General features: G+C 67.7%; 16 protein-coding genes and 1 riboswitch. Of the genes, 4 read left to right on the top strand and 12 right to left on the bottom strand.

Annotation, left to right across the window (positions count from 1 at the left end; translation table 11 throughout):
- Positions 1 to 41: 41 nt before the first annotated feature.
- The 12 genes from BW981_RS04040 to coxB all read right to left on the bottom strand — a co-directional run bounded on the left by BW981_RS04040 (position 42) and on the right by coxB (position 12,988).
- Positions 42 to 2,915, bottom strand: coding sequence for an EAL domain-containing protein (locus tag BW981_RS04040; RefSeq protein WP_244560225.1), 2,874 nt, complete (start codon positions 2,913 to 2,915; stop codon positions 42 to 44).
- A 143-nt stretch (positions 2,916 to 3,058) separates the two neighbouring features.
- A complete protein-coding gene (locus tag BW981_RS04035; RefSeq protein ID WP_076436374.1) occupies positions 3,059 to 3,658 on the bottom strand; it encodes a GNAT family N-acetyltransferase in 600 nt (199 codons plus the stop codon).
- 6 nt (positions 3,659 to 3,664) lie between these two features.
- On the bottom strand, positions 3,665 to 4,945 hold the full coding sequence (locus BW981_RS04030) for a M16 family metallopeptidase (protein ID WP_076436832.1): 1,281 nt from the start codon (positions 4,943 to 4,945) through the stop codon (positions 3,665 to 3,667).
- A gap of 56 nt (positions 4,946 to 5,001) precedes the next feature.
- Positions 5,002 to 6,417 carry a threonine synthase gene (gene thrC / locus BW981_RS04025; protein WP_076436372.1) on the bottom strand — a complete coding sequence of 472 codons (1,416 nt, stop codon included), beginning with the start codon at positions 6,415 to 6,417 and terminating at the stop codon, positions 5,002 to 5,004.
- Positions 6,418 to 6,487: 70 nt separating this feature from the next.
- Positions 6,488 to 7,252, bottom strand: a complete 765-nt coding sequence (locus BW981_RS04020; protein WP_083712129.1) for an SURF1 family protein — start codon at positions 7,250 to 7,252, stop codon at positions 6,488 to 6,490.
- Positions 7,249 to 7,623, bottom strand: a complete 375-nt coding sequence (locus BW981_RS04015) for a DUF983 domain-containing protein (protein WP_076436371.1) — start codon at positions 7,621 to 7,623, stop codon at positions 7,249 to 7,251. Before BW981_RS04015 ends, BW981_RS04020 begins: the two co-directional genes overlap by 4 nt.
- A gap of 79 nt (positions 7,624 to 7,702) precedes the next feature.
- A complete protein-coding gene (locus tag BW981_RS04010) occupies positions 7,703 to 8,563 on the bottom strand; it encodes a cytochrome c oxidase subunit 3 (RefSeq protein ID WP_076436369.1) in 861 nt (286 codons plus the stop codon).
- 51 nt (positions 8,564 to 8,614) lie between these two features.
- A complete protein-coding gene (locus BW981_RS04005) occupies positions 8,615 to 9,226 on the bottom strand; it encodes a cytochrome c oxidase assembly protein (RefSeq protein ID WP_076436367.1) in 612 nt (203 codons plus the stop codon).
- Positions 9,226 to 9,399 carry a hypothetical protein gene (locus tag BW981_RS22945; protein WP_175624008.1) on the bottom strand — a complete coding sequence of 58 codons (174 nt, stop codon included), beginning with the start codon at positions 9,397 to 9,399 and terminating at the stop codon, positions 9,226 to 9,228. Before BW981_RS22945 ends, BW981_RS04005 begins: the two co-directional genes overlap by 1 nt.
- Complete coding sequence (locus BW981_RS04000; protein ID WP_076436366.1) at positions 9,396 to 10,343, bottom strand: heme o synthase; 948 nt, start codon at positions 10,341 to 10,343, stop codon at positions 9,396 to 9,398. Before BW981_RS04000 ends, BW981_RS22945 begins: the two co-directional genes overlap by 4 nt.
- 151 nt (positions 10,344 to 10,494) lie before the next feature.
- A complete protein-coding gene (gene ctaD, locus BW981_RS03995) occupies positions 10,495 to 12,117 on the bottom strand; it encodes a cytochrome c oxidase subunit I (RefSeq protein ID WP_076436364.1) in 1,623 nt (540 codons plus the stop codon).
- Positions 12,118 to 12,136: 19 nt separating this feature from the next.
- On the bottom strand, positions 12,137 to 12,988 hold the full coding sequence (gene coxB / locus BW981_RS03990; RefSeq protein ID WP_244560206.1) for a cytochrome c oxidase subunit II: 852 nt from the start codon (positions 12,986 to 12,988) through the stop codon (positions 12,137 to 12,139).
- Between the two features lie 380 nt (positions 12,989 to 13,368).
- Between coxB and BW981_RS03985 the strand changes: the two genes are divergently transcribed.
- From BW981_RS03985 to gcvH, 4 genes are all read left to right on the top strand, one after another.
- Positions 13,369 to 13,878, top strand: a complete 510-nt coding sequence (locus BW981_RS03985; protein WP_076436360.1) for an invasion associated locus B family protein — start codon at positions 13,369 to 13,371, stop codon at positions 13,876 to 13,878.
- Complete coding sequence (locus BW981_RS03980) at positions 13,875 to 14,468, top strand: hypothetical protein (protein WP_083712128.1); 594 nt, start codon at positions 13,875 to 13,877, stop codon at positions 14,466 to 14,468. The genes BW981_RS03985 and BW981_RS03980 overlap by 4 nt, the downstream gene beginning before the upstream one ends.
- 110 nt (positions 14,469 to 14,578) lie before the next feature.
- A riboswitch (glycine riboswitch) is annotated at positions 14,579 to 14,676 on the top strand.
- A 156-nt stretch (positions 14,677 to 14,832) separates the two neighbouring features.
- Positions 14,833 to 16,011, top strand: a complete 1,179-nt coding sequence (gene gcvT, locus BW981_RS03975) for a glycine cleavage system aminomethyltransferase GcvT (protein ID WP_076436359.1) — start codon at positions 14,833 to 14,835, stop codon at positions 16,009 to 16,011.
- 49 nt (positions 16,012 to 16,060) lie between these two features.
- On the top strand, positions 16,061 to 16,435 hold the full coding sequence (gene gcvH, locus BW981_RS03970) for a glycine cleavage system protein GcvH (RefSeq protein WP_076436357.1): 375 nt from the start codon (positions 16,061 to 16,063) through the stop codon (positions 16,433 to 16,435).
- Positions 16,436 to 16,504 lie beyond the last annotated feature (69 nt).

The following is a 16,504-nucleotide window of genomic DNA, read 5'->3' as shown; positions in this document are numbered from 1 at the left end:
CTCGGCGCCCCCTTCGCGCAGGGCTAACCTCAGGGCTGACGTCAGGCCGCTTCCGTCGCCACGACCTTGGCACCCATCAGGCGCCGCGCTTCCGCCGCGGTCATCGCCTGACCGAAGATGTAGCCTTGCGCATACTGGCAGCCGAGCTGGTAGAGCTCGATCGCGTCGGATTCGCTCTCGGCGCCTTCCGCGACCACATCCATGCCGAGGTCGCCGGCCAACTGGACGATCGAGCGCAGGATCACCGGCGGGCGGCCATTGCCCATCTGGCGCACGAAGCTCTGGTCGATCTTGATCGTGTCGAAGGGGAAGCGCTGCAGATAGGACAGCGACGAATAGCCCGTTCCGAAATCGTCGAGCGAGAGGCCAGCGCCGAGATCGCGGATGCGGTGGAGCATCTGCGCGGCGTATTCCGGGTTCTCCATCACCAGGCTCTCGGTGATCTCCAGCTTGAGCGTGCCCGGCAGCACGCGCCGGCGGCCGAGCACGGTCTTGACGTCGTGCAGCAGGTCGTGGCGCAGGAGCTGGCGGCTCGACACGTTGACGCTGGCGAAGATCGGCGGCTCGACCTCGAGCGCAGCCTGCCAGGCTTCCAGCTCGCGCGCCGTCTTGTCCATGACATAGACGCCGAGATCGACGATCAGCCCGGTCTCTTCGGCGATGGCGAGGAAGTCCTGCGGCATCAGCCGGCCCTCGCGCGGATGGTCCCAGCGCACCAGCGCCTCGAATCCCGCGATGGTCCGGTCCTCCAGCCGCACGATCGGCTGGTACATGACCTGGATCTCGCCGCGCTCGATCGCGCGGCGCAGGTCGCTCTCGAGAGCGAGGCGGTCGTTGCGATCAGTCCGCATCGCCGGCACGAAGACCTCGATCTTGTTGCCGCCCTGCCGCTTGGCATGGGCCATGGCGAGCTCTGCGTTCTTCAGCGCGTCGTCCTTGCGGGCGGCGGGGGCCGGATCGAACAGCGCGAGCCCGATCGAGGGCGTGAGCACGATCTCGCGCTCGGCATAGGTGATCGGTGTGGAGACGGCCCGCCGTACCAGCTCGGCCAGAGCCAGAATGCGCTCGGGATCGCGTTCCGAGACCAGGATCATCGCGAAGGTGTCGCCACCGATGCGCGCCAGCGTGTCCTGCGCCCGCAGCAGCCGGCCGAGCCGGCGCGCCAGCGTCAGCAGGATCGAATCGCCGGCCGAGAACCCGACCGATTCGTTGACCTGCTTGAAGCGGTCGACATCGACCACCAGCACCGTCGGGCGGATGTTGTCGTCGGCGCGGGTGAAGCCGAAGACCGCGCCGAGCCGATCCTGGAACAGCTTGCGGTTGGGCAGGCCGGTCAGGTTGTCGTGCACGGCGTCGTGCAGCAGCCGCTCCTGCGCCGTGCGTTGGTCGGTGACGTCGGCGAGCGTGCCGATGACGCGGATGACCTCGCCATCGGAGCCCAGCACAGGTCGCGCCTTGATATTGAGCCAGTGATAGGCGCCGCTCGAGGCCCGCAGCCGCACGTCGAGATTGAGCTTGCCGCGTCGCTGCTCCAGCACCGCGTCGAGCGTGACGCGGTAGCGGTCGCGGTCGGCGACATGCATGAGCTCGAGCCAGCGAGAGGCGGAGCCTTCGAGAGACCCCTTGGGCAGGCCGAGCAGCACCTCGATCTGAGGCGAGACGAAGATCTTGTCGGCACTCACGTCCCAGTCGAAGACGAGGTCGCCCGAGCCCGACAGCGCCAGCGCCCGCCGCTCCGTGTCCGAGACCAGCCCCTGCGACAGGCCGCTGCCGGCAAAGGCGTGCTGGATCACGGTGAAGCCGATCAGCAGTACGATCAGCACGAGGCCGCCCAGCAGGGCCGGCGCGACGAGGTCCCGCTGGAACTGACCCGTCACCGTGAAGCCCGCCGCCGTCACCCAGACCGCCAGCAGGAACCAGGTCGGGATCAGCATCACCGCTCGCTCATAGCCATGGGTGGCGAGATGCACGACGAGGATGAAGCCGACCGCCGCCACCGCTGCGATCGAGATGCGCGCGATGCCTGCCGCCATCGGCGCGTCGAACACCGCAAGCCCGACGAGGCCGGCGAGGCCCAGGATCCAGAGCAGGGTGATGTGGCCGTAGCGCACATGCCAGCGCGACAGGTTGAGATAGGCGAACAGGAAGACGACGAGCGTCGCCGCCAGCACCACCTCGGCGCCCGCTCGGTAAATTCTCTCGATCTGCGGCGTCAGCGGGAAGAGCCGCTGGAAGAAGCCGAAATCGAGGCCCGCATAGGCCAGAACGGCCCAGGCGAGCGCGGCTGCGGCGGGGAAGATCACCGCGCCCTTCACCACGAAGATGATCGTCAGGAACAGTGCCAGCAGGCCGGCGATGCCGATGATGATGCCCTTGTAGAGCGTCAGCCCGTTGGTCTTCTGCCGATAGGCGTCGGGCTCGTAGAGATAGAGCTGCGGCAGGTTTGGCGACTTCAGCTCGGCGACGAAGGTCACCGTGGTGCCGGGGTCGAGCGTGATCAGGAAGACGTCGGCATCGGGGCTGGCTTCGCGGTCGGGCGAGAGGCCCTGGCTCGCCGTCACCGCCTCGATGCGCCGGTCGCCGAGATCGGGCCAGATCACGCCGGAACCGATCAGGCGGTGGAACGGCGCAACCAGCAGGCGGTCGATCTGCTCGTCGGAATCGTTGGTCAGCGCGAAGACGATCCAGTCCGGCCGGGCGCCCGACTCGCGCGCCTTCACCGCGATGCGCCGCACGATGCCGTCGGGCCCCGGCGCGGTCGAGATCTGGATGACGTCGCCATCCGACTTGTTGCGCTCGACGATGGTGGTGAGGTCGATGACGGGGGCGTCGATCGGCACCCGCACCGCATCGACCGCCCGGGCCGGCTCGATGCCGGCAAAGCTGAACCATACGACAAGGCCGGCGACGGCCAGGCCGATCCGGAGGAGACGCTCGGAAATGGACAAGCTGAACTCGGGAACCAGACGGGAGAAGATCGTTCGATATTGAACGAATTTTCGTAGCCCCCGCTCGTGGCGAGGGCAAGGCACGCCTTGCCCTCCGTCCACCGCCGGCCTCACGCGCGGCCGTCCGTCGGCTTGTCGGTGGAGAGCGCGGCGTAAAGCAGATGGTCGGACCAGGCGCCGTTGATCTTGAGATAGGCCCTCGCCAGCCCTTCGTGCCGGAAGCCGACTCGCTCGAGCAGTCGCCGCGAGGGCTCGTTGTTCGGCAGGCAGGCTGCCTCGACCCGGTGCAGCGCCAGTTCCGAAAAGGCGAAGCGCAAGGCGCCTCGCACCGCTTCGCTCATATGGCCCTTGCCCGCATGGCGCTGTCCCATCCAGTAGCCGAGCGTGCAGGCCTGCGCGACACCGCGCCGGATCAGGCCGAGCGTCAGCCCGCCGAGCAGCGTCTCGCTATGAGCCTCGAAGATGAACAGCGAATAGGCCTCGTCGCTGGCGATCTCGCGGGCCGCGCGCTTGGTCCGCAGGCGGAAGGACTGGCGGGTGAGGTCGTCCTCGTTCCAGGTCGGCTCCCACGGCGTCAGGAATTCGCGGCTCTCCATGCGCAGCACCGCCCAGGCGGAATAGTCGTCCGGATCGGGCGCGCGCAGATAGAGGTTGCCGGTGCGGATCAGCGGGCGGCTCTGCGGCTCGCTCGGGAAGCGGAAGAGCGCCATGGTCGGTCAGTCCGCTGCCCGCGCGGCGCGGCGCAGGTGCTTGGCCGGCGGCAGGCCCTGGAGCAGGCCGATCGCCGCGATGGTCGGCTGATGGCCGAGCAGGGATCGCCCGGCCGCGCGCACATCGTCCAGCGTCACCGCGTCGAGCCGGGCCGCCAGCTCCTCGCGCGGGATCGCCCGGCCGAAGAGCAGCACCTGCCGCGCCATCTGCTCCAGCTTGCCGCCGGGGCTCTCCAGCGAGGCGAGCAGCCCGACCTTCATCTGGGCGCGGGCGCGCGCGACCTCGGCCTCCGTCACGTCCTCCGCCGCCTTGCGCAGGCAGGCGAGCGCGACCTCGACGAGCTCGCCGACATCCTCCGGCGCTGTGCCGGCCCCGATGCCGAAGACGCCGCAATCGGAGAAGGGCCAGTGGAAGGCGTCGACCGCATAAGCCAGCCCGCGCTGCTCGCGCACCTCCTGGAACAGCCGCGAGGACATGCCGCCGCCCAGCACGGAGGCGAAAATCTGCAGCGCGTAATGCTGCCCATTGGCGAAGGGCTTGCCGGGCAGGCCGATAACCAGATGCACCTGCTCCTCATCGGAGCCGATGCGGGCCTCGCCGCCGCGGTATTCCCCGCCTTGGCGCGGGACGATTTCGCTCGGCTTTGCCGGCAGGCGGGCGAGATGCTCGCGCGCCAGGGCGACCAGCTCGGCATGGTCGACGGCGCCTGACGCCGCCAGCACCATATTGTCAGCGTGATAGTGGCGCGCCAGATAGGCGCGGATCGCATCGGCCGTGAAGCTCTTCACCGTCTGCGCCGTGCCGAGGATCGGCCGGCCGATCGGCTGGTCGGGGAAGGCCGCCTGCAGGAAGCGGTCATAGACAAGATCGTCCGGCGTATCCTGCACGGCGGAGATTTCCTGCAGGATCACGCCCTTCTCGCGCTTCAGCTCCTCTTCGGTCAGGGACGAGGAGGTGACGATGTCCGCGAGGATGTCCACCGCCAGGCCGAGGTCCGAGCCCAGCACGCGCGCCGTGTAGCAGGTGTATTCGACGCTGGTCGCGGCGTTGAGGTCGCCGCCGACGCTCTCGATCTCCTCGGCGATCTGCAGCGCGTTGCGCCGCGCGGTGCCCTTGAAGGCCATGTGCTCCAGCAGATGCGCGATGCCATGCTCGTGAGGCAGCTCGTCGCGCGAGCCCGCACCGATCCACAGCCCCAGCGAGACCGTCGCGGCGTTGTCCATGCGCTGCGAGACGATGCGCAGGCCGGACGGGAGCGTGGTCAGCCCGACATCCGGATCATGCACGCCTTGTCCCGCCGCCGGGGCGGCGATCTCGGCGGCCTCGGCCGGTCCGGCGACGCTCACGCCGCCGCTCCACGCACCGCACGCGCCCGCTCGCGGACGAAGGTCTCGATGGCGGCAAGATCGTTGGGCAGGACCGTGAAGCGCTCCTGGCGTTCCATCAGGTCGGCCAGATGCGCCGGCAGCTTCGGCACGATGCCGCAGGCGGCCTCGACGGCCGCGGGGAACTTGGCGGGGTGCGCGGTGCCGAGCACGATCACCGGCGTCGCCGGATCGCGGCCCAGCCGCTGGCGCGCCGCGCCGACGCCGATCGCGCTGTGCGGATCGAGCAGATAGCCGCTCTCGCTCCAGGTCTCGCGGATTTCGGCGGCGATCTCCGCCTCGCTCAGCGCAGCTGCGTCGAACTCCCTGCGGATGCGCGCGAGCGGCTCCGCGCCGATCTCGAAGCGCCCCGATTGCTGCAGGGATTGCATCAGCCGCCGCACGGCCGCGCCGTCGCGTCCATGCGCCTCGAACAGCAGACGCTCGAAATTCGATGAGATCTGGATGTCCATCGAGGGCGAGGTCGTCGCATGCACGCCACGCATCTCGTAGACGCCGCTCTGGAGCGTGCGGGTCAGGATGTCGTTGCTGTTGGTGGCGATCGTCAGCTGCTCGATGGGGAGCCCCATCTGCTTGGCGACCCAGCCGGCGAGGATGTCGCCGAAATTGCCGGTCGGCACCGCGAACGACACCTTGCGATGCGGCGCGCCGAGCGAGACGGCGGCGGTGAAATAATAGACCACCTGCGCCGCGATCCGGGCCCAGTTGATCGAGTTTACGCCCGAAAGCCCGATCTCGTCGCGGAAGGCGTGGTGGTTGAACATCGCCTTCAGCAGGTTCTGGCAGTCGTCGAAGGTGCCCTCGACGGCGATGGCATGGACGTTCTGTGCATCCACCGTCGTCATCTGCCGGCGCTGCACGTCCGAGACGCGGCCCTGCGGATAGAGGATGAAGACATCGACGCTCTTCAGCCCCTTGAAGGCGTCGATCGCGGCGCCGCCTGTATCGCCGGAGGTCGCGCCGATAATGGTGGCGCGCTGGCCGCGTTGGCCCAGCACATGGTCCATCAGCCGCCCGAGCAACTGCATCGCCACATCCTTGAAGGCGAGCGTCGGGCCGTGGAACAGCTCCAGCACGAACAGATTGTCGCCGATCTGCGTCAGCGGGCACACGGCCGGATGCCGGAAGGTGGCGTAGGCCTCGTGGATCATCTGGCCGAGCGCGGTCGGCTCGACATCGCCATCGCTCAGCGCGCCGATGACGCGCTCCGCCACCTTGGCATAGGTCTGCCCCGAGAATCCGGCGATCGTGGCGGTGTCGAGGCGCGGCCAGCTCTGCGGCAGATAAAGGCCGCCGTCACGGGCGAGCCCGGCCAGAAGCGCGTCGGAGAAGGAGAGCGCGGGGGCTTCCCCACGGGTGGAGACATGCAGCACGTCGAATGAGCCCTGTGATGATCGCTGATGCTATAGGCCGGTCTGCGGCTTTGGGCAAAACCGGTTTGCGTCAGGGTGCGACCTTGGGTTTGCGAGACTGGACGGCGAATACCGTGAACACCCCGATCAGCGTCGCCGCCAGGCCGAACCAGGTCAAAGCGTAGGACAGGTGGTTGTCGGGAATGCGATCGATCAGCTCGCGCACATCGACGCCCGCGGGCGGGGTGAGACCGTCGCCCTCCCGCCTGGCCTCAAGATAGAACGGGGCTGCCGGCAGGCCCAGCGCCGCGGCGATGGCCGCCGGATCGCGCGTGTAGAATTCGCGCTTGGCCGGCAGGTCGGCCGGCGTGAAGCTGTTGCGCGGCTCCGGCGCGCGCAGGAAGCCGTCCACGACGGCACTGCCGGTCGCAGGGGCGACCTGGCCGAGCCGGCCTTCCGGAACGAAACCGCGATTGACGAGAATGACGCCGCCATCGTCAAGCCGGAAACCCTGGAAGATCCAGCGGCCGAAGCCGGAGAGCTGGCGCGAACCCGGCGGGCCGGAGGCGATGGTGGTGCGGACACTCGCGATGGCATCGCCGATATAGCTGCCCTTCGCCGCGACATGGGTCAGGTCGAGGGCGGCGGGATCCAGAGTGTTCCAGGTGGTGCCGGGCGGGACGGGAGCGGCGCTGCCGGCGGCCTGCTGCGTCAGCCGCTCGATATAGGCGTGCTTCTCGCCCATCCGCTCGATCTGCCAGACGCCGAGCCCGCACAGGATCACCGTGCCGAGCGCTGTCAGCAGGGCCGGGACCAGCAGGCGCGGTCGCTTCGCCATCTCGGACGCGGCGCTCATTTTTCGAGCCGGCCTTCCTCGGCCTTGTTGGCGTATTGCAGGGCAACGGCCAGCCCCTTCATCGGCCGCAGCAGCCCGAGGCAGACGATGATGGCCAACGGCAGCCAGATCACCAGATGCAGCCAGATCGGCGGCTCATAGGTGATCTCGACATAGAGCGCGCAGCCCAGCACCAGGAAGCCGGCGATCAGCATGATGAAGACGGCCGGGCCGTCCGCCGAATCGGCGAAGGCGTAGTCCAGCCCGCAGGCGCTGCAGCGCGGCTTCAGCTTCAGATAGCCGTCGAACAGCGTGCCTTCGCCGCAGCGCGGACAGCGCCCGGTGAGCCCTGTCGCATAGGGCGAGGGGAGAGCAGGGCCGGGCTGCGACATGAAGGAAGCCTCCGAAAGAGGAAAGGCGGCCGCGAGGCCGCCTTTCTTGCAGGTGACCGCTAGGAGCGCGGTACCGAACTTAGTGACCGGCGCTCGTCGACGCGCCGGCGCCCCAGACATAGATCGCGGCAAACAGGAACAGCCAGACCACGTCGACGAAGTGCCAGTACCAGGCTGCGAATTCGAAGCCGAGATGCTGCTTCGGCGTGAAGTGGCCGAGATAGGCCCGGTACAGGCAGATCGCGAGGAAGATCGTGCCGATGATCACATGGAAGCCGTGGAAGCCGGTCGCCATGAAGAACGTCGCGCCATAGATGTTGCCGCTGAAGGCGAAGGTGGCGTGCGAATACTCGTAGGCCTGGCACAGCGAGAACAGGATGCCGAGGATCACGGTGAGCCACAGGCCCTGCTTCAGGCCCGCGCGATCATTGTTGATCAGCGCATAATGCGCCCAGGTCACGGTCGTGCCCGAGGTCAGCAGGATCAGCGTGTTGAGCAGCGGCAGGTGCCAGGGATCGAAGGTCTCGATCCCCTTCGGCGGCCAGTGCCCGCCGGTGAACTCGTAGCGCAGGAAATTGATGTGCTCGCCCGCGAACAGGCTGGCGTCGAAATAGGCCCAGAACCAGGCCACGAAGAACATCACCTCGGAGGCGATGAACATGATCATGCCGTAGCGATGGTGGAGTTGCACCACGCGGGTGTGGTCGCCGTGCTGGGCTTCCTTCACCACGTCCATCCACCAGGACAGCATCGTGTAGAGCACGCCGAGCATGCCGACGCCGAAGACGAGCGGGCCCAGATGCATGCCGCCGACCGGCATGGCCTTCATCCACATCACGGCGCCGATCGCCAGCACCGTCGCGCTGGTGGCGCCGACGAGCGGCCACGGGCTCGGATCGACGAGGTGGTAGTCGTGGTGCTTGGTATGGGCCCCGGCCATTGTCGGTCTCCGCGTGCGGCTTTGTGATCCGCGCTTCGTCTTGAGCGCGTTTTACAGTTTCGGGTTCGTCGCGTCACCTGCGGCGGGGGCGGCCTTGCTTTCGACGACAGGCTGTCCCGCCTTGGAGGCGAAATAGGTGTAGGATAAGGTGATGGCGTTGATGCCGTCGAGCTCGCGGTTCGCCGCGATCTCCGGGTCGATGTAGAACACCACCGGCGCCTCGAAGCTCTCGCCGGGCTTCAGCGTGTGCTCGGTGAAGCAGAAGCACTGGATCTTGACGAAGTAGGCGGCGCTCTGCTCGGGCGTGATGTTGTAGGTCGCGACGCCTGTGACGGTGCGGTCGGACCGGTTCGTCATCTTGTAGAAGACGGTCTGGGTGATGCCGACCTGCGCCTTGATCTCGGGGCTCTCGGGCTCGAACTTCCAGCCGAGCCCGGGCGCGACATTGGCGTCGAACCGCACCGACATCGTCCGGTCCAGCACCTTGCCGGTGGCGGCGGTGCCGATCTTCGGCGTGCCGCCAAAGCCAGTCGCCTTGCAGAACAGGTCGTAGAGCGGCACGGCGGCGAAGGACAGGCCGAGCATGCCGAAGACGGTGCCGACGCAGAGCAGCGCGGTGCGGCCCATATTCTTCGGACGGGCGGGGGTTGGTGCGCCGGTCATCACAGCGGCCTGTTCAGGATGGCGGGGCCGGTCTTCACCAGCGTCACCACGAAGAAGAAGACGACGAGCCCGGCGAGCACGAGCGCGAGAGCGATCGAGCGCCTGCGGCGGCGCGCCATGTCCTCGCCCGAGAACGGCGCCGGAGCGCGCGGGGGCTGCCCGTTGTCGCTCATCCGAACACCTTGGGCAGGGATACCATCAGGCCCAGCCCATTCTCCGCCAGCAGGACGGCGAAGAGCAGGAAAAGATAGAAGATCGAGAAGCCAAACAGCGAATAGGCCGCCTTCACGGCAGGCTCGCCCTCGGTGCGTCGCCAGACGCGGAAGGCCAGCACGATCATCGCCAGACCCGTCGTCACCGACGCGACGAGATAGATCAGGCCGCCGAAGCCCATCAGGGCGGGCAGAACCGCGACGGGCGCCATCAGCAGCGAATACAGCACGATCTGCCGGCGCGTCGCGGCGGGGCCGGCGACGTTCGGCATCATCGGGATGCCAGCGCGGGCGTAATCGCCGGACTTCACCAACGCCAGCGCCCAGAAATGCGGCGGCGTCCACAGGAAGATGATCGCGAACAGCACCAGCGAGTGCCAGCCGAGATGGCCGGTGACGACTGCCTCGCCGATCATGGGCGGGAAGGCGCCCGCTGCGCCGCCGATCACGATGTTCTGCGGCGTCGAGCGCTTCAGCCACATCGAATAGACGACGGCGTAGAAGAAGATCGTGAAGGCGAGCAGGCCTGCTGCGAGCATGTTGGCGACGAGGCCGAGCACGAGGACCGCGCCGACCGACAGCGTCAGTCCGAAGGCCAGCGCCTCTGAGCGCAGGATGCGGCCGGATGGGATCGGGCGCTTGGCGGTGCGGCTCATCAGCGCGTCGATATCGGCGTCGTACCACATGTTGAGGCAGCCCGACGCACCGGCGCCGACCGCGATCGCCAGCAGCGCGGCAGCGGCCAGGACCGGATGGACGCTGCCGGGCGCGGTCGCCATGCCGGTCAACGCCGTCAGGATGACGAGCGACATCACCCTCGGCTTCAGCAGCGCGAAGAAATCGCGGGCTTCGCCGGTCGAGACGGCAACGGTGCCTTCGGTGTGGGTGTCGAACGCGGCGGACATCGATCGATTCGTCTTCGTACTCTGGCAAAGGCGCCTGGCGTCGGGCGCGGTATCGGTGCGGCGTCTTCAGTGCCGCCCGTCTCCGGAGCGCCTGCTGCCAGGCGCTCGGGGGAGGGGCGGCGGCGGGCCGGAAAGCCCGCCGCCTGCATTTTCAGTGATCCGAGCCGGTGATGCGCGGCAGCGTCTCGAACTGGTGGAACGGCGGCGGCGAGGACAGGGTCCACTCCAGAGTGGTCGCGCCTTCGCCCCACGGATTGTCACCGGCGAGCTCCTTGCGGCTGAAGGCCAAGGCGATGCCGTAGAGCCAGACCAGCAGGCCGGCGGCGAAGATGTAGGAGCCGATCGACGACCAGAAGTGCCACCCGGCGAAGGCGTCCGGATAGTCGACATAGTGACGCGGCATGCCGGCCAGGCCCAGGAAGTGCTGCGGGAAGAACAGCAGGTTGGCGCCGACGAAGGCGATCCAGAAGTGCAGCTTTCCGATCCAGTCGGGCATGATGTAGCCGCTCATCTTCGGGAACCAGTAGTAGAACCCCGCGAAGATGCCGAACACGGCGCCCAGCGACAGCACGTAATGGAAGTGGGCCACGACGTAATAGGTCGCGTGCAGCGAGCGGTCGACGCCCGCATTGGCCAGCACCACGCCGGTGACGCCGCCGACGGTGAACAGGAAGATGAAGCCGATCGCCCAGACCATCGGCGCGGTGAAGCGCAGCGAGCCGCCCCACATCGTCGCGATCCAGGAGAAGATCTTGATGCCGGTGGGCACCGCGATGACCATCGTCGCGAACACGAAATAACGCTGCGTGTTGAGCGAGAGGCCGGCGGTGTACATGTGGTGCGCCCACACGATGAAGCCGACCACGCCGATCGCGACCATGGCGTAGGCCATGCCGAGATAGCCGAAGATCGGCTTCTTCGAGAAGGTCGAGATGATGTGGCTGATGATGCCGAAGGCCGGCAGGATCATGATGTAGACTTCGGGATGGCCGAAGAACCAGAACAGGTGCTGGTAGAGGATCGGGTCGCCGCCGCCGGCCGGGTCGTAGAAGGTCGTGCCGAAATTGCGGTCGGTCAGCAGCATGGTGATCGCACCGGCCAGCACCGGCAGGGCCAGCAGCAGCAGGAAGGCGGTGACCAGCACACCCCAGGCGAACAGCGGCATCTTGTGCATGGTCATGCCGGGCGCGCGCATGTTCAGGATGGTGGTGATGAAGTTGATCGCGCCCAGGATCGAGGCTGCGCCGGCCAGATGCAGCGACAGGATGCCGAAATCGACCGAAGGGCCGGGATGGCCGGAGGTGGAGAAGGGCGGATAGACCGTCCAGCCGGTGCCGACGCCGTTGACGCCGGGCGCGCCGGGCACGAACAGCGAGATGCAGAGCAGCACGAAGCCGGCCACCGTCAGCCAGAACGAGATGTTGTTCATGCGCGGGAAGGCCATGTCCGGCGCGCCGATCATCAGCGGCACGAACCAGTTGCCGAACCCGCCGATGACCGCCGGCATGACCATGAAGAAGATCATGATCAGTCCGTGGCCGGTGACGAAGACGTTGTAGGTCTGGCCGTTCGCGAAGATCTGCAGGCCCGGATACATCAGCTCGATGCGCATCATGATCGACAGGAAGCCGCCGACCAGGCCCGCGACGATCGAGAAGATCAGATAGAGGGTGCCGATGTCCTTGTGGTTGGTGGACAGGAGCCAGCGCCGCCAACCGGTCGGGTGGTCGTGCGCGGCGTCGTGGCCGTGAGCGTGCTGAGCCGCTGTCGCCATCGTGGTCTCTCCTCGAATCTTACTGCGCTGCCGCGGCGAGCTTGTGGCCCGCATCTTCGGCATTCGCGAATTTCTGCTTCGCCTCGGCGAGCCACGCGGCGTAGCGCTCCTGGCTCACAACCCGGAAGGCGATCGGCATGTAGGCGTGGTTCTGCCCGCAGATGAAGGAGCACTGCCCGTAATAGATGCCTTCGCGCTCGGCCTTGAACCAGGTTTCGTTCAGGCGGCCGGGGATGGCGTCGATCTTGATGCCGAAGGACGGCACCGTGAACTTGTGGATGACGTCGGCGCCGGTGACCTGCACGCGCACGATCTTGCCGACCGGGACCACCGCTTCGTTGTCGACGGCGAGCAGGCGCGGGGCCTCTTCAGCGGCGATCTTCTTGCTCGCGATTGCCTCGGCGCGGGCCTTCTCGTCCAGCATCAGCGAATCGAAGCCGAACGGGCTGCCGCCGTCCTGCGCGTATTCATAGGACCAGTACCACTGCTTCCCGGTGACCTTGAGCGTCATGTCGGGCTTCGGCACCTCGAGCTGCAGCTTGAGCAGGCGGAAGGAGGGAATGGCGATCACGACCAGGATCAGGACGGGGATGATCGTCCAGGCCACTTCGAGCAGGGCGTTGTGCGTCGTCTTCGAGGGGACCGGATTGGCCTTCTCATTGAAGCGGAAGATCACATAGACGAGCAGCGCGGCGACGAAGAGCGTGATCACCGTGATGATGATGTTCAGCCAGTCGTTGAACCAGTGAATGTACTCGGAAACCGGCGTGGCGGCGCCCTGCAGGTTCATCTGCCACGGGGTCGGCATGCCGGTGCCGGCCCAGGCGGGCATGGCCGCCGCCGCCGCGGCAAGGGCGGATGCGGCCGCCATCGCAAAGGTCCTGCTCAGAAATCGCATCGGTCCGACATAGCTCCTCAATCGACCTGCATGGGAGCCGAACCCCCGGTCCACGCATGACGGGGCGGCCGCGAGGCCTCCCTGTTCTTCGGGATTGCGATAAATCAAAGATCACAGTTGCGCCAGAGGGCAATGGTAGGCTTGCGCAAGCTCCTGCGGCATTAAGGCGCGTATGGGCTGTGAAGGCCGGCGGCGGGAGGCCGCCCGTGCCTTGACAGGGCGGGGCCTGCATGGTCCCAACGCAGTTCTGACGATGGCCGGCGCCATGTCGCGGCGTGGTCGGGGTTTCGCCCGATTCCCGCAGCCTGGCTTGAGTCGCGCCGATCCGGCGGTTCTGGAAGAAGGTGCGTGGGATGATGAGGATCCTCGGGGCGTTCGGCGCTGTCGTGCTGGCGCTCTTGGCGACCGGCCTCGCCAGCGGCTCCGCTTTTGCGCAGGGCGCGGTGCGCTCCACACATGGCGACTGGCAGATGCGCTGCGAGACGCCCCCCGGCGCCAAGGCCGAGCAATGCGCGCTCGTCCAGAACGTCGCCGCCGAGGACCGTCCGAATCTGACGCTTCTGGTCATCGTGCTGAAGACCGCCGATCAGAAGAGCCGGCTGCTGCGCGTGGTCGCGCCTCTCGGCGTGCTGCTGCCGTCCGGCCTCGGCCTCAAGATCGACGACAAGGATATCGGCCGTGCGGGATTCGTGCGCTGCCTGACGACCGGTTGCGTCGCCGAGGTGGTGATGGACGAGACCCTGCTCGGGCAGCTCAAGGGCGGCAAGACCGCCACATTCATCGTGTTCCAGACGCCGGAGGAGGGGGTGGGCGTGCCCGTCTCGCTCAACGGCTTCGGACCTGGCGTGGAGGCCTTGCCGTGATCGACCGGAGCTTGAACGCGGGCCGCTGGCTCGCTCTGCCGCTGCTGTGCCTGGGCCTGGCCGGCTGCGGCTCCTCGGGTTCGTCCGGCGGCAGCACGGCGCTCAACGTACTGATGTTCCAGTCGGCGACGCCGCCCCCGGCCGACCAGCTGCCGAAGGACGAGGAAGACGTCATCGTTTGTCCGGAGGTCATCATCGCCGATGGCGGCGCGGCCGTCCGCCAGGGCGGTCAGGATGCCGGGGCCGTGCGCTACCAGATCTCGATCAACGACGTCGCGCGCGAATGCATCGCGACCGGCAAGGGCGGTGGCTACCGCCTCAAGGTCGGTGTCCAGGGCCGCGTCCTGCTTGGCCAGTCCGGCGGCGCCGGCGCCTATGGCGCGACGCTCTCCACCACGGTGACGCAGGGCGGCAAGGTCGTCGCACGGCGCACCTCCCGCGTCGGCGCGACCATCCCCGGCGGCCAGACCGGCGCTGACTTCACCCATGTCGAAGACGGCATCGCTGTGCCGCCCGGCAGCGGCGACGTCGAGATCATCGTCGGCCTCGGCCAAGGCGGCGCCGCTCCCGCCCGCCAGCGGCGCCGCTGACGCCGCCTCTCCTGGCGGCCGTCGCCTGTTGGCAAGGCAGCCACCGCCCTCAAAGAAGGCGCCGCCCGGATTGACTGGGCCGGCGCCTTCTGTATCTCTGCCTCCAGCCGCACATCCCCGCGGGAGAGACCGGGCCTGATCCGTCAGGGCCGGCGCCGAAGGCGCAACCGCCCCGGAAACGCTCAGGCAAAAGGACCGCTTGGGGACTTGGCGCTCTGGAAAGAGGCGGGAGCGATTCCGCCCACCGACGGGTGTAACCTGCGGCGGCCATGGCCCTGCGGGGAAATCTCTCAGGTCCCAAGACAGAGGGGGCGCGCTCCGGACATCCGTCCGGGGCTTGCGCTCGATTCTGGAAGGGCCCGCCATGGCCGAAGCCGCTGACGCCAAAACTGCCGACGGCAAGACCGCCGACGCCGCTGGCACCGCCACGCTGCTGAAGACCCCGCTGCACGCCCGCCATGTCGCGCTCGGCGCCCGCATGGTGCCCTTCGCCGGCTACGACATGCCGGTGCAGTATCCGATGGGCGTGCTGGGCGAGCACAACTGGACACGCGAGAAGGCCGGGCTCTTCGACGTCTCGCATATGGGCCAGTGCTTCCTCGTCGGTCCCGACCACGAGACGGTCGCCAGGGCGCTCGAAGCACTGATTCCCGCCGATATCGTCAATCTCGCCCCGGGCAAGCAGCGCTATTCGCAGCTCCTGAACGAGGATGGCGGCATCCTCGACGACCTGATGGTGACCCGCTCGGCCGATCCGGACGAGGACGGCGCGCTCTATCTCGTCGTCAACGCCGCCTGCAAGGAGGCCGACTACGCCCATATCGAGGCGCGCCTGCCGGCGAATGTGAAGCTGATCAAGGCGGAGCATCGCGGCCTGATCGCGCTGCAGGGGCCGGGCGCCGAGGCCGCGCTGGCCAAGCTCGCCCCCGAGGCCGCCGAGATGGGCTTCATGACCTCCCGCACCGTCAAGGTCGCCGGCATCAAGGCCAATGTCAGCCGCTCCGGCTATACCGGCGAGGATGGCTACGAGATTTCCGCCGCCGCGAACAGGATCGGCGAGATCTGGGACACGCTGCTGCTCGACGCCACCGTCAAGCCGATCGGGCTGGGCGCGCGCGATTCGCTGCGCCTCGAAGCGGGTCTTTGCCTCTACGGCCACGACATCGATACGACGACTTCGCCGATCGAGGCTGCGCTGAACTGGTCGATCCAGAAGCGCCGCCGCGAGGAAGGCGGCTTTCCCGGCGCCGCGCGCATCCAGCGCGAACTCGCCGAGGGCCCGGCGCGCCTGCGCGTCGGACTGCTTCCGGAGGGCCGCGCCCCGGCCCGCGAAGGCGCCGAGATCGCGACGCCGGAAGGCGAGGTGGTCGGCACTGTCACCTCCGGCGGCTTCGGCCCGACCCTGAACGGCCCCTGCGCCATGGGCTATGTCGCCAGGGCCCATTCCGCGCCCGGCACGAAGCTCAACCTCATTGTCCGCGGCAAGCCGCTGCCGGCCGTCGTGGCGCCGATGCCCTTCGTGCCCAACGGCTACAAGCGCTGATTCGCATTTCCATCTTTTGCCCGATTTGACGCTTCGTCAGGAGGAAGCCATGGCCGAGACCCGCTACACCAAGGACCACGAATACATCCGCATCGAGGGCGAGACCGGCACGGTCGGCATCTCCGACTACGCCCAGGGCCAGCTTGGCGACGTGGTTTTCGTCGAGCTGCCCGAGATCGGCAAGGCGCTCAGCAAGGGCGGCGAGGCGGCCGTGGTCGAGAGTGTCAAGGCGGCGTCCGAAGTCTACGCGCCCGTCTCCGGCGAGGTGGTCGAGGTCAACAGCGAGCTCGAGGCCGCGCCCGGCACGGTCAACGAGGATCCCGCCGGCAAGGGCTGGTTCCTCAAGATCAAGCTCAAGGATGCAGCCGAGCTCGAGAGCCTGATGAGCGAGGCCGAGTACCAGGACTACGTGAAGTCGCTCTGATCCCCCCGTCATTCTCGGGCGCCGCGTGCGGCGACCCGGGAATCTCCGGACGAGAAGGCACTGGTTAAA

Origin of the sequence: Allobosea sp. TND4EK4 (genome assembly GCF_900156025.1) — a bacterium.
Lineage (GTDB): Bacteria > Pseudomonadota > Alphaproteobacteria > Rhizobiales > Beijerinckiaceae > Allobosea.
Note: the sequence above shows the minus strand (reverse complement) of the source record. Positions and strands in the feature narration are given on the sequence as shown.